Raw genomic sequence first — 13,176 nt, forward strand, 5'->3', positions numbered from 1 at the left:
TAACTGGATTGTATCTTAATGAATAGTAAGCCCACAGACAACAAATCGCCTGATACAAAAAAGACTGCTACCAGTATGCATCAAGAGTCCAGTTATCCTAGCGGCATTCTTAGTCAACTATTTACCCGTACCCTAGGTTTTCAAACACTAGGCTCGCAAGCACTCAGCCGTAGCTGGTGGCAGCGCTGGGTGTATCCCGTGTTGTTTCTACTCACATTGACCTTGTCTCTTGCAACCTACCTGACCCTCGACTCTGTACAGCAGTCTGTCGATAGCTATATCAATGACAATCAGCGCGCGCTCGTTGGTGGGGATCTAATCCTAAACAGTAAACAAGACTGGCCAAGCGAAGTATTGTCACAGGTAGAAACTATCCCTAATACACAGACCGTGTATGACTATCAGTTTAGCGCCATGCTGGTCAATGATGAGCAAACCTTGCTTGCCAGCGTCAAAGCCGTCTCGCCGTCGTATCCCTTATACGGCACAGCGGAGCTTGCCTCGGGGCAGCCGCTGTGGGATCAGCTAACATCTGACAGTGTGATCGTCGCACCAGAAGTGCTCAGTAGTCTACAGGCCGATATCGGCGACCGTATCACCATTGGCGATGCGCAGTTTACGATCAGTGATGTACTGACCAAAGAGCCTGACCGTCCGCTGACTACCTTTGGTTTTGGTGGGCGTGTGTTGATGAAACAAGATGCACTCCCGTCAACCAACCTATTGGGGCAACGCAGCCGCATAAACTATCGTATTGAGATGGCAGGCGATCCAGAGCTGATAACCACGCAGCGTGAACAGCTTACAGATATCCTGACCAATTATCCTGATATCGAGCTCTCTGATGCAGAGTCCGCAGATACTTCTGTCTCGCGTATATCTGATAATGTGCTGATGTTTTTAAAATTGCTAGTCATTGCGGTGTTGCTACTATCTGCGGTTGCTATGTATGGCGTCATTAGTGCATTTGTCAGTAAGCAGCAGTCCAATAACGCGATTCGCTTGGCGTTAGGCGAGCCGCTGGGCTCACTCAAACGTAGCTACTATCAATTGCTTATCGTCACGACCGTCATTGCTTGTGTCGCAGCGGTTGCCCTTAGTTTGGGCTTGCTTAAAATCGGTCAGCCGTATCTGGTGGCTATCTTGCCTGCCGATGTGGGTCTCGCTATTAACCCAATCAGTGCTATTAAAACCATTGTGATTGCTTTAGCCCTGACGTTACTGATTGCGCAGCGTGGTTTGAGCGCGCTTAGCACAACCAAACCCGCTACCCTACTCAATCAAGGGGCGAGTACGCAAACACAAAACTTGCCTTGGTATCGACGCGTACCGTTACTATGGTATGGCTTGGTGCTGGCAGGGCTGTATGCTTTCTTTGCTTATGAAGTGGGTTCGCTGTCATTAGGCGCACAGTTATTGGGCGGCTTGATTGGCTTTGTGGCGATATTTTGGCTATTGGCACGTGGGTGGCTCTGGCTGCTCAACAAGTTGGCAAGTAATACCAAGGTCAGTTGGATGCAGCGTATCTCCATTCATAATCTGGCGCGTAAAGGCAACCAATCAGCGTTATTCTTTGTCACCTTATCACTATCGGTGGCGGTGCTGACGCTTATCACCACACTCAATCACAGTATCAATGCGCAGTTTATCAATGCTTATCCTGAAGACGCGCCCAATCTGTTTTTGCTCGATGTGCAGAGCGATCAGCATGATGATATTGATGCGATCATTGAGGCGCCCGTCACTTATTACCCCGTAATTCGTGCCCGTGTGGAGACAGCAAATGATGTGGCGGCAAAAGATATCGAGCCTGCTGATGGGTTTGATGATCCCACGCGTGTCTTTAACTTGAGCTATGCAGATACGGTCATGGATACCGAATACATCGTTGACTCACTCACGGACGATGCACTGTATACGTCTATCGATGCGACAAATGAACAAATCAAGCCTTTGTCTATCTTGGACACTGCCGCAGGTATGCTCAATGTCGGTATGGGCGATCAGGTGCGTTTTAACATTCAAGGTATCGAAATCATCGGGCAAATTACCAGTATTCGCACGCGCTATGAGCGTGGCCCAAGCCCGTATTTCTACTTCTTGTTTGAGCCGTCCGTGCTGTCTGCTGCCCCGCAGATTCAGTTTGCTACTGCACATGTATCAGAAGATGCTATTCCAGAGCTGCAAGGCAAACTGGTACGCGAGTTCCCTGCTGTCACCACAATCGATGGCACTGCTATTGCTAAGCAAATCCAAGAGCTGGTGGTACAAATGAGCCGCTTGGTCTATGTGTTCACCTTGCTTGCCCTACTCACTGGGGTCATGGTGCTAATTAGCTCGCTACTATCTACCTCGCAAGACCGTATGAAAGACAGCGCGTCATTTAGACTGCTCGGTATGCAAAAGCGCGACCTGTATATGCTAAATATCCTAGAGTTAGGCGTGCTTGGTATTAGCGCGGCGACCTTTGCCGTTGTCATTGCCAACGTTGGTGCATGGGCTGCCATCACACAATGGTTTAATCTACAGTTTAGTGTGCCGTGGACAAGCTTGGCCATTGGCGGTGCGGCATTAATCGTATTGCTGTTTGCCATTGCTATTATTTATGTGAGATTGGTGATTGGACGTGGGATTATGGCAAGGGTCAGGGCGATGATTTAAGCGTATTCGATTTTGGCTTTATACGAAAAAACCCCTTAATTGGGGTTTTTTGGTCTGCTACTTTAGACTAAACGGTGGCTATAAGGGCTATAAAATTTCTCTAATCAGTATTGAATATAGAAAAATCGATTTAAATGTTTATTTCTTTCGAATTAAAATATGGTCTATTCCTAGTTATTAATGATTACTTAAAGCAGTCATCAAACTCTCTAAGCAACTCAAACGTATTTATATAATCTACACCTAGTTCATGACAAATATTGGGTATAAGTATTTTCTCCCCTTGTAACTTATATCTCTCTTCAGTAACAACCGTTGAACCATCTGTCATGGCTCTAGCAATTAGCCAAGGATCTGCTGAACCTAAAAAATTTATATTTTTCTTATGGCCTAAATTATATTTTCTTTGGCATAGATTCGCGATGATTTTGAAGTTCTCTTGACACGCATTATCACTTTCAGAATGGAAGTAATAGCTATACTGTTTAACCCAATCTGCTAATTCATCTCCAAAATCTTTAAGTTCATCGTAAACTGATCGAATACTATATAAATTTCCTTTATTCTCATGGTCACGTAACCACTCCCAAAAAACGGGACAAAAATCTAAACCATAATATCGTTTGTTCGCTTCAAGAAATACATTAGTATCCAAAACGTATCTCATAGTTTTATACCTACATTCTGAGCAAACTTTTCAATATTACTAGGCTTAATTCCTAACATGTATCCAGCATCTCTATAAAGCATCCTTCCAGATAAAGTCTGTGAGATAACCGCTTGTGATAACTGTGAACTAAGTTTAGAGTTTTTGACTACATAATAGCTAGGCCCGCTATCGCTCTTCTTCTTACTAGCTAAGAATTCTTCGCGGATTTTGTAGATATAATTTTCATAATGCTGTTTATCAATATAATTTAAGGTTAGTGATCGTCTAGCAATAACATGACGGCTTACGTGGAAAGTTTTTGCTAGACTAGCAAAAGCCATATCAAGGCTGGTTTCATCAAGATTGTTCCACTGTTTCACAAACTCGTTCTTAGGAACTAAGAACTCTCCAGCCACTGCATTACAAAATTGCTCAGTAGGGTCTACTGATGAGAAGCTGTTGTCAGAAACGCCTGACTCTCCCTTCAGAATATGAGCTAGCTCATGAATCAAAGTAAATAGTTGAGCATTCAAACTATCCGCAGTATTTATAAATATTAGTGGAGCAATCTCATCAGCTATAGCAAACCCACGAAACTCTTCAATATCCAACGGTTTAGTATGATGGCCTAAGTTACTATCCTGTATTACCATTACTCGCAATTCTTCAACAGCTTTGACCAATTGTCGATAGTAGTCCCTAGCATCCTTAACTTTACAAACTTTTAATTTCTTAGTTAAAAAAGTAACCATTTCCTTGATGTCTGCTTTAGATAAAGAACCTACATAAGAGTTTTCTTCAACACCTAGTTCGCTTAAATAAGCTCGATACCATTCTACTCTTTCCTGATTCAAACGAATTATCTCTTTTAAGGCTTGGCTAGGCTCTCTTAGGTCCTTACTGTCTATAGTACGCAAGTCTGGTAGTGCGAGGTTATCTTCCTCTGGAACTTCATTCAAAAATAAGAAACCGAAAGGAATATTAGTAATGTTAGCAAACTGCTTAGCTTTACCAAAAGCTATATTAGTCTTTCCTTGTTCAATTTCAGTCAGCTTTTCTTCTTTTATAGAAAGCTTCTTAGATATATCAGACATACCTAAACCTGAGCGTTTAATAGCCCAGCTGATAATGTTAGGATTTATGAGAGCATATGCCATGATAAACTCAATACGACTTAGAATAGTTTAGTATGATTATATTCTAGCACTTTTTCTGTTACCATCATTTTAAAAATGTACCTAACAGGTATTATTGATTTATCTCAGTATCAAATAGACGTTAACTCACCTTCCTAATAATAGTCGCCTTGAGACGTGGTTTAGCCTCGACAGTAGCGGGTATACTTATGTGACCACTTGCTTGCGGGGACTTGGCTGAAAGGGTTATCGAAACAACAGGAACACTATCAGCCTTTAGTCACCGCGCCAGTGGGCATATAAGATATTAGCGGATGGCGAGATTAGCTACCAAACCCTTAGCTTTAAAACCTCAAACCAAAACGCCTTCTATCCATACAGAGGGCATTTTTGATGCGCTCAACGTATAAGCATATAAACCAATATCAGCCATTCACTTTGCTTATTTATTGGGGCGATTACCTAGCCCTCATTTGCTATACTAGCCCAACTTTATCGGTTAAATACCCACTTATAACACCCTCCCAAACAGCATGGTAGCCTTATGAAATTCTCAAAGTTCGGTCAAAAATTTACCCAACCCACTGGCATCTCACAATTGATGGATGATCTGGGCGATGCGCTAAAAAGCGATCAACCTGTCAACATGTTGGGCGGTGGTAACCCTGCCAAAATTGATGCCGTTAATGAGTTGTTCTTGGAGACCTATAAGGCGCTGGGTGTTGATAATGATGCAGGCGTGCCCAATAGTAGCGCGATTATCAGCATGGCGAACTACTCTAATCCGCAAGGTGATGCCGCTTTTATCGACGCCTTAGTTGGCTTCTTTAACCGTCATTACGATTGGAACCTCACTTCAGAAAACATCGCCTTGACCAATGGCTCACAGAATGCGTTTTTCTATCTGTTTAATCTGTTTGGCGGTGCTTTCGTTGATGAAAACAGTCAAGATGAAAAGAACGAATCTATCGACAAGTCCATTCTACTGCCATTGACCCCTGAGTATATCGGCTATAGCGATGTGCATGTGGAAGGTCAGCATTTCACCGCGGTATTACCGCATATTGATGAAGTGACGCATGATGGTGAGGAAGGCTTCTTTAAATATCGTGTGGATTTTGACGCGTTAGAGAACTTGCCAGCGCTAAAGGAAGGGCGTATCGGCGCGATTTGCTGCTCACGCCCGACCAACCCGACTGGCAACGTGCTAACCGATGACGAAATGGCGCATTTGGCCGAGATTGCCAAACGCTATGACATACCGCTGATTATCGATAATGCCTACGGTATGCCCTTCCCCAATATCATCTACTCTGACGCGCATCTGAATTGGGATAATAATACGATTCTGTGCTTTAGCCTATCCAAAATAGGTTTGCCCGGTATGCGTACCGGTATCATCGTGGCCGACGCCAAAGTAATCGAAGCGGTTAGCGCGATGAATGCGGTGGTCAATCTAGCACCGACACGCTTTGGTGCAGCGATTGCCACGCCATTGGTAGAAAACGATCGTATAAAGCAATTATCTGATAACGACATCAAGCCGTTTTATCAAAAGCAGGCCACCCTTGCTGTGAAGCTATTAAAAGAAGCCTTGGGCGATTATCCTTTGGTCATTCATAAGCCTGAAGGCGCGATATTTTTATGGTTATGGTTTAAAGACTTGCCGATTAGCACGCTGGATCTATACGAGCGCCTAAAAGAAAAAGGCACGCTTATTGTACCAAGCGAGTACTTCTTCCCCGGTGTCGATGTCAGCGATTATCAGCATGCGCACGAGTGTATTCGTATGAGTATCGCCGCGGATGAGCAGACACTGACTGATGGTATCAAAGCCATTGGTGAAGTCGTACGTGAGCTGTATGATGAAGCCAAAAAATAAGATGAGCTGCTAGAATTATAAATTTAAATAGCAAAACGAAAAAACGGACTAATTAATAGTCCGTTTTTTTATGGCGCTTGGTCAATGAAGTCGATTTATTGGTTGGTCGAAATATAGTCGTCCACTTATTCAGCGCAAAAAGCACGTACGGCAGCATACAAGTATTAATCAAATCACGGATACTTGCGAGTATCTGATCACGGCTCAAGCCAGTTAAGCCAAGCGATTCAATTGTATCTCGATTGTCCAGATACTCACCCAACAGCGCAATGCAAGTTACGACGATCAGAGCGATAAATGATCGAATACCTTGGCTTTTGATAATAGGTCGCAGCGCAACCAGACACAGCAGATAAACACCGACACCGACATAGATATGTAAGGCATCTTTGGCAAGGCCAGTTGTTTCCACAACATTCATTTTAAAGGCAGTAAAATCCACTGAGATATTCCAAATATAAGCGAGTAGAAAATAACTGAGCGTATCACTAAACCATAATGGCTAAACTATAATAGCTAAAGAATAGCAGCTACAAAGTGATCACTGAGCATAAAAAAGGCAGATTATACAATTGATAATCTACCTTCTACTAAATTAAATATTCACTTCACGTTTATCAACTACTTACACATTCCACTCTACAAAGTTCTTGAGCAGTTGCAAGCCAGCAGTATGGCTCTTTTCTGGATGGAACTGGGTGGCAAATAGATTGTCTTGGATAACACTGGCGCAGAACGGTTGACCATAGTCACATACCGCCGCCACTTGTGAGCTATCAGCAGGTTCACAGTAGTAACTATGCACAAAGTAAAAGTGCGCATTGTCTTCGATACCGTGCCAAAGCGGATGATCAAAATCCATACCGCTAATGGTATTCCAACCCATATGCGGTACTTTTATCGTTGCGCCCTGCTTGTCTTTCCACGTATGGTCAAACGCTTCTACAGTGCCGTTTAAGATGCCCAAACAGTCCGTGCCACCATTTTCAGCTGACTGCTCAAACAATGCCTGCATGCCCACACAGATGGCCATAACGGGCTTGTTAAATACTGCATGCCGTATCACTTCATCAATGCCTGCCTCGTGCATACCAGCGATACAATCACGCATCGCACCCACACCAGGGAAGACAATCTTATCAGCCGCCGCCACGACTTTTGGATCATTGGTGATAGAGACTTCTGCCCCAACTACTGATAAGGCTTTGCTAGCAGAATGCAGGTTGCCCATACCATAATCTAATAGTGCTACTTTAGTCATCGATTGGTTCTCATTTTTAAATATTTTGACTACTGTACTATTTATATTATTGACCATTTATATTGTTGGCTATTACTAAGGTGTAGATAAGGTTTTGCTACAAGGAAGTCAAGCGCAGGCTGTACAACTAGTATGCTACGCTTGACTGGCCCTTTTGAGTAATCTTGTAGAAGAGCCTTAAATGCGCCTTAGAAAGCTTCTTTGGTCGATGGCAAGGTGTTTAGCGCACGCTCATCATACTCACAGGCCATACGTAACGCACGAGCAAAGGCTTTAAAGGTTGATTCGATCTGATGATGACTGTTTTTGCCTTTTAGGTTGTCCAAGTGCACCGTCATCCATGAGTGATTGACGAACCCGTAAAAGAACTCACTGAACAAATCCACATCGAAACGGCCGACGTGCGAACGTGTAAAAGGAATGTCCATATGCAAACCAGGACGCCCTGACAGATCGACGACAGCACGGGTCAATGACTCATCTAGCGGCGCATAGAAATGCCCATAACGACGAATGCCTTTCTTGTCACTCAATGCTTTATTGAACGCTTGGCCAAGGGTAATACCAGTGTCTTCAACGCTATGATGGTCATCAATAAACGTATCACCGGTACATTTGATATCTAAGTCAAACAAACCGTGACGCTTAATTTGATCAATCATATGATCCAAAAATGGCACACCAGTGTCTACTGTGCCTTTACCTGTACCATCTAAATTAACGGTACAGGTGATTTGCGTTTCGGCAGTGATACGCTCAACGGTCGCGATACGTTCAGGGCGACCATATAGATTTACGTTTTTTGACTCAGTTTGCTCAGGTGTGGCAGCAGTCGTCGTTGCATTGGCTGTCATGGCTACTCTCTATCAGTTTTTTATCAGTGAAAAGCGGTCAATAAATAAGGCAAAAACCTGCCCAAAATATTTTACTAGTGTCTGGGTCAGACCTTAGCAGAAAATGTATTAGAAAATGATATATACAAAAGATATCAACATATTAGGGTTTATACATACTAAATATTATATAGCCTCATCATAGCAAACCCTAACATTTACTGCCACGACCAAGCGGTAAACCACGCACAAAATCACGTCATTCTGCTAAAATAGTGTGTTCAGTATTATCAATCATGACTCGCGCTGACTTTGCAGACCCTTACTTACGGCACTACACGCTATGACATCGTGCTGTCTCATATTGCTAATTTATACTATAGAAACCCTCTATTTATAGGAACTGCTATGCCTTTAGAAGCGATCGCCATTAATAGTTTGGATGCGCCACTTATCAAAAAACCTGCTCGCGACAATGAGCTAGCAGAGCGCTTGCAAGCGTTGTACGATAGTGATGATGCACAGCCTGATGGTCTCGAGGTATTAAATATCGTTGAGCAAGGGTTTAAACGTGGACAGTATCTCTATGTCGGGATGTTCAATGATAAGCCTATCGCTGCGGTCGCCTGCTTTGATGACGGGCAGACCAATGCCAAGCGCCTGCAATATCTCACCGTGCATCCAGAGAACCGTAAACGTGCTATCGATGCCAAGTTTATTAAATTGGTCTATGATTGCGAAGTTAGAAAAGGCGTACGTGAATTTGTCCCTGCTGACGCTGATATTCACCGCATCATGAGCGAGTACGAACTATTACGTGTAAAAGACTAAATTGAGCACTAAAATGGTTAATTTTGCCAATATCTAATTATTTATCGTCTTTTATCAGATATAATGCAAAAACAGCTTGACAGAAGCGCGTATATTTAGTTTAATAGCGACCTCAACGAAGACGGCTCGATAGCTCAGTAGGTAGAGCAACGGATTGAAAATCCGTGTGTCGGCAGTTCGATCCTGCCTCGAGCCACCATTCGTTAATAGAATTCTAAAAAGCCCTGAACAGCGATGTTCGGGGCTTTTTTTATGTTTGAATTTTACCGTATTCTTTAGCGTTTATTCTATTCATGCATTGTTCTTATTCGTAGAGCCGACCACTATTCGTACAACCGACCACGTAAGAGTAAATTACAGCGCTCACGCGAATCCAAGTCGTATATAGTTGCGCGGTAATCAATACCGTGACGCCCTTCAAAAAATATCACTCGATCACCCACTGCCAAAAAACAAGACGTGCGTGCATCATAGATAAAGCCATCTATCACAAATGCCAAATCGCGATCTATCTCGCGTACCGTATAAGTCTCCCCTTGCGGAATCAAACGTTCAAACCACGCGCTATGGGCAGTCGTATTGGCTAGTATGCTTGTCGTTAGCAATAGCCATGCCACCAGTATATTTTTGGGTAATCGCAAACGGCTGAGCTCATTTACACTTATCTTATTTCTCAACATAACATCTCTCGTGGCATTGTATTTATCATACTCATAGTCTTCATACCTCTCACAGCTAACCTTACCATAACCATTTTCGCTCATCGCTTCTGATGCTAAATACCTACTGTCACGGTTGCATAACATTTTTGTGCTTTTTTCTAAACAGCTTGGCTAAGTATACTCAATAACCATCTACGCTAGATAAAAATAATAGGTCATACATATGAGAGAGTTTGATTACGACTTGGATTATAAGAGTTTGGATTTGCGCGCTCAGCCTGAGTTGTACCGTGTCGGTCGCGGTGAGCAAGGCGTATTACTGGTAGAGCCTTATAAGTCTGAGATTTTACCTCATTGGCGCTTTGCGACTCCCGATATCGCCCGCGAGAGTAGTGAGGCTATCTATCAGATGTTTTTAGATTACTTGGCTGACGATGACTTCGTCGGCGCAGATATGGCGCGCAAGTTTATTCAAATGGGCTATACCCGCGCTCGTCGCTTTGCCAATCATAAAGGTGGCAAAAAATATAAAGGCGCGGTACCCGATGATAAAAAAGGTCAAAGCGGCGCTCATGGTCGCGAAGAGTTGCCACGACAAGAGGAAGACCCAGTTAAAGCAGAATCCGCACGAATCTTTAAAGTTAAATGGGATGAATGCCGTGAGAACAAAGATTACTTAAGAATGAAAAAAGAGCATCGTGAACGCTATAAAGATGTCGAATAGATGCTAATGCTCAAGACATTTGCTCAAGACATTAAGCACAACAGGTAACTAAATTGACTGGTCTCAGAACGCTACTGTGCTAAGGTATGGCCAATATAATAAATATAACGATTTTCAATAGTGAGGAACAATGAACAAGCAGCTTTTAATTTTTGATTTTGATGGAACGCTCATTGATAGCGTACCTGATTTGGCCGACGCCACCAACACCATGCTAACCACATTAGGCAAAGACACCTACCCTATCGAGACGATACGTAACTGGATAGGAAATGGCTCACGCCTGCTCGTAGAGCGCGCGTTGGTTGGTAAAGTGGAAGTAGCAGAAGGTGAGCTAACGGTTGAGGAAGCCGATCATGCAGAGCAAATATTTTTTGAGGCTTATAAAAACCTCAGTGGTAGCAAAACCGTTGCCTATCCAGATGTCGATGACGGACTCAAAAAACTGCACGCAGCTGGCTATACGCTTGCTTTAGTCACCAATAAGCCCATTCGATTTGTACCGAAGATATTGCACTCATTTGGCTGGCAAGATTTGTTTAGTGAAGTGATTGGCGGCGACAGTTTATCTGTCAAAAAACCAGATCCAGCGCCCCTACTGCATGTCTGTGAGACTCTCAATGTCAGTGTTGATCAGGCAGTGATGATTGGCGACTCTAGGAACGATATGTTGGCTGGACAGAACGCCAATATGGACACGCTCGGTTTGTCTTATGGTTATAACTACGGCCAAGATATTCGCGAATTAAATCCGACCGAAGCATTTGACCATTTCGCGGACTTGGTTGCTTGGGTTATGAAAGATAGAGTTTAGTCTATAAAAAACCTATCAAATCATCATGATGTAACTTGCTCAAACATAGATTACGCTTTGCTGCGATAGCTCAGCGCCTCAGATACGTGGGCGCTGTTGATATCCGTACTATTAGCCAAATCCGCGATTGTACGCGCAACCCGTAATACTCGGTGGTAGCCACGCGCGGATAAATTCAAACGCTGCTGAGCAAGTTGCAATAACTGCTTTTCATTGTCGCCTAGCTGGATATATTCATCGATTTCGCTAGGGCTAAGCTCATTATTGACTTTTTGTTGTCGTTTTAATTGATGCTGATGCGCGGCTGCTACTCGCTCGCGTACTTGTTTGGATGTTTCCCCTGCCTGCGCGCTTTGCAAATCAGCAATCGGCAATGCTGGTACGGTAATATGCAAATCAATACGATCTAATAGTGGCCCTGAGAGTTTGTCTTGATAGCGTTTGATTTGCTCAGGTCGACAGCGGCAGCGACCTGAAGTATCACCATCATAACCACACGGGCACGGATTCATAGCAGCGACTAATTGAAAGTTGGCTGGAAAGGTCATTTGAGAGTTAGCACGGCTAATAGTAATTTGTTTGGCTTCTAACGGCTGGCGTAATACTTCAAGCACGCTCCGATCAAATTCTGGTAACTCATCAAGGAACAATACCCCTTTATTAGCAAGCGTAATCTCGCCTGGTTTTGGCCGTGAACCACCACCGACTAATGCCACAGCTGATATCGTATGATGCACTTGTCTGAACGGCCGCGTCCCATAGTCATAATCGCTGTCCGCCACCGAATAGGTACTGGCAACCTCTAGCGCATCCTCATCACTCAAATCTGGCAATATCGTTGGCAATCGTGATGCCATAAGCGTCTTGCCAGAACCTGGGGGCCCTGTAAATAACAATGAATGGCCACCAGCGGCGGCAATCTCTAACGCGCGCCGAGCATGATGCTGTCCTTTGACATCAGCTAAATCCACTTGATAGCCAACATGCTGCTGTGTGGGACTAGGCTGTACTACTGCTAAACTCTCATAGCTTGCACTTGGGTCAACGAGCGACTGCAGATGGTCGCAAACTGCTTTTAGACTCTGAGCAGCTAGTATCGTTACGCCATCAACGCGGCTGGCCTCACGACCATTATCAATCGGTACGATCAGTTGCGGAGTTGTCTGTGGCGAGTTATTTGAGTTATTTGAATTATTTTGCTCTTGGTCACTCGCTGCTACCTGAGACAACGCTACTGCCAATTTCTCAGCTTTGATTGCTCGTGCGACTGCCAAACTACCAGTTACTTGTCGCAATTGACCATTGAGCGCTAATTCGCCGATAAATTCAAATCCTGATAGCACCTCTGGCTCAAGCTGTCCGCTTGCTGCCAGTATACCAATAGCAATTGGTAAGTCTAAACGCGCGCCATCTTTAGGTAGATCAGCAGGGGCTAAATTGATCGTGAGACGGCGGTTAGGAAACTGGAAACCTGAATTGAGAATGGCGGAGCGTACCCTGTCTTTACTCTCACGCACGGCGGCTTCAGGCAGCCCAACGATGGTCAATGCAGGTAATCCTTGCGATAGATGCACCTCAATGATGACCTTTGGAGCATGCAGACCAACCACCGAACGGGTATAGACTTGGGCAAACGACATCAGCATCTTCCTAATACAGAGTATTATTGATAATAAAGTATTATTTATCAACGCGCAAATGTCGTGTTTTATTGCTGGTGTGG

Annotated in this window: 12 protein-coding genes and 1 tRNA gene; 6 read left to right on the top strand and 7 right to left on the bottom strand. The window is 43.9% G+C overall.

The genetic code is table 11. The annotated features are described in order from the left end of the window. The first annotated feature begins 18 nt into the window (after positions 1 to 18). Positions 19 to 2,661: an FtsX-like permease family protein gene (locus tag HCZ91_RS04790; RefSeq protein ID WP_179798505.1), complete on the top strand. Its 2,643-nt coding sequence runs from the start codon at positions 19 to 21 to the stop codon at positions 2,659 to 2,661. Positions 2,662 to 2,845: 184 nt separating this feature from the next. Here HCZ91_RS04790 and HCZ91_RS04795 read toward each other — a convergent pair whose 3' ends face one another. Beyond that, positions 2,846 to 3,328 carry a DUF4411 family protein gene (locus tag HCZ91_RS04795; RefSeq protein WP_179798506.1) on the bottom strand — a complete coding sequence of 161 codons (483 nt, stop codon included), beginning with the start codon at positions 3,326 to 3,328 and terminating at the stop codon, positions 2,846 to 2,848. Next, on the bottom strand, positions 3,325 to 4,467 hold the full coding sequence (locus HCZ91_RS04800; protein WP_179798507.1) for an XRE family transcriptional regulator: 1,143 nt from the start codon (positions 4,465 to 4,467) through the stop codon (positions 3,325 to 3,327). The genes HCZ91_RS04795 and HCZ91_RS04800 overlap by 4 nt, the downstream gene beginning before the upstream one ends. Before the next feature lie 523 nt (positions 4,468 to 4,990). Here HCZ91_RS04800 and HCZ91_RS04805 point away from each other — a divergent pair. Next, on the top strand, positions 4,991 to 6,328 hold the full coding sequence (locus HCZ91_RS04805) for a valine--pyruvate transaminase (RefSeq protein ID WP_179798508.1): 1,338 nt from the start codon (positions 4,991 to 4,993) through the stop codon (positions 6,326 to 6,328). 52 nt (positions 6,329 to 6,380) lie between these two features. Here HCZ91_RS04805 and HCZ91_RS04810 read toward each other — a convergent pair whose 3' ends face one another. The 3 genes from HCZ91_RS04810 to hisB all read right to left on the bottom strand — a co-directional run bounded on the left by HCZ91_RS04810 (position 6,381) and on the right by hisB (position 8,443). Beyond that, the gene (locus tag HCZ91_RS04810) at positions 6,381 to 6,770 is read right to left on the bottom strand and encodes a hypothetical protein (protein ID WP_160022833.1); all 390 of its coding nucleotides are present in this window, start codon (positions 6,768 to 6,770) and stop codon (positions 6,381 to 6,383) included. A gap of 183 nt (positions 6,771 to 6,953) precedes the next feature. After that, positions 6,954 to 7,589, bottom strand: a complete 636-nt coding sequence (gene hisH, locus HCZ91_RS04815) for an imidazole glycerol phosphate synthase subunit HisH (RefSeq protein ID WP_179798509.1) — start codon at positions 7,587 to 7,589, stop codon at positions 6,954 to 6,956. A gap of 188 nt (positions 7,590 to 7,777) precedes the next feature. After that, positions 7,778 to 8,443, bottom strand: coding sequence for an imidazoleglycerol-phosphate dehydratase HisB (gene hisB / locus HCZ91_RS04820; RefSeq protein WP_218870054.1), 666 nt, complete (start codon positions 8,441 to 8,443; stop codon positions 7,778 to 7,780). A gap of 387 nt (positions 8,444 to 8,830) precedes the next feature. Between hisB and HCZ91_RS04825 the strand changes: the two genes are divergently transcribed. Together HCZ91_RS04825 and HCZ91_RS04830 are read left to right on the top strand one after the other, a co-directional pair. Then, positions 8,831 to 9,253 (top strand): hypothetical protein, encoded by a 423-nt coding sequence (locus HCZ91_RS04825; RefSeq protein WP_102091078.1) that lies wholly within the window; start codon positions 8,831 to 8,833, stop codon positions 9,251 to 9,253. A 123-nt stretch (positions 9,254 to 9,376) separates the two neighbouring features. Continuing rightward, positions 9,377 to 9,452, top strand: a tRNA-Phe gene (locus HCZ91_RS04830). A gap of 124 nt (positions 9,453 to 9,576) precedes the next feature. Here HCZ91_RS04830 and HCZ91_RS04835 read toward each other — a convergent pair. Further along, the gene (locus tag HCZ91_RS04835) at positions 9,577 to 10,059 is read right to left on the bottom strand and encodes a hypothetical protein (RefSeq protein ID WP_179798510.1); all 483 of its coding nucleotides are present in this window, start codon (positions 10,057 to 10,059) and stop codon (positions 9,577 to 9,579) included. 79 nt (positions 10,060 to 10,138) lie between these two features. Between HCZ91_RS04835 and HCZ91_RS04840 the strand changes: the two genes are divergently transcribed. Next, positions 10,139 to 10,639 (top strand): DUF4385 domain-containing protein, encoded by a 501-nt coding sequence (locus HCZ91_RS04840; protein ID WP_179798511.1) that lies wholly within the window; start codon positions 10,139 to 10,141, stop codon positions 10,637 to 10,639. Between the two features lie 130 nt (positions 10,640 to 10,769). Next, positions 10,770 to 11,453, top strand: a complete 684-nt coding sequence (locus HCZ91_RS04845; protein ID WP_179798512.1) for a phosphoglycolate phosphatase — start codon at positions 10,770 to 10,772, stop codon at positions 11,451 to 11,453. 50 nt (positions 11,454 to 11,503) lie between these two features. Here the strand turns inward: HCZ91_RS04845 and HCZ91_RS04850 are convergent, their stop codons facing one another. Next, positions 11,504 to 13,093 carry a YifB family Mg chelatase-like AAA ATPase gene (locus tag HCZ91_RS04850; RefSeq protein ID WP_179798513.1) on the bottom strand — a complete coding sequence of 530 codons (1,590 nt, stop codon included), beginning with the start codon at positions 13,091 to 13,093 and terminating at the stop codon, positions 11,504 to 11,506. Positions 13,094 to 13,176: the final 83 nt, after the last annotated feature.

Source organism: Psychrobacter sp. BI730 (genome assembly GCF_013414195.1).
In the GTDB taxonomy this organism is placed as follows: domain Bacteria; phylum Pseudomonadota; class Gammaproteobacteria; order Pseudomonadales; family Moraxellaceae; genus Psychrobacter.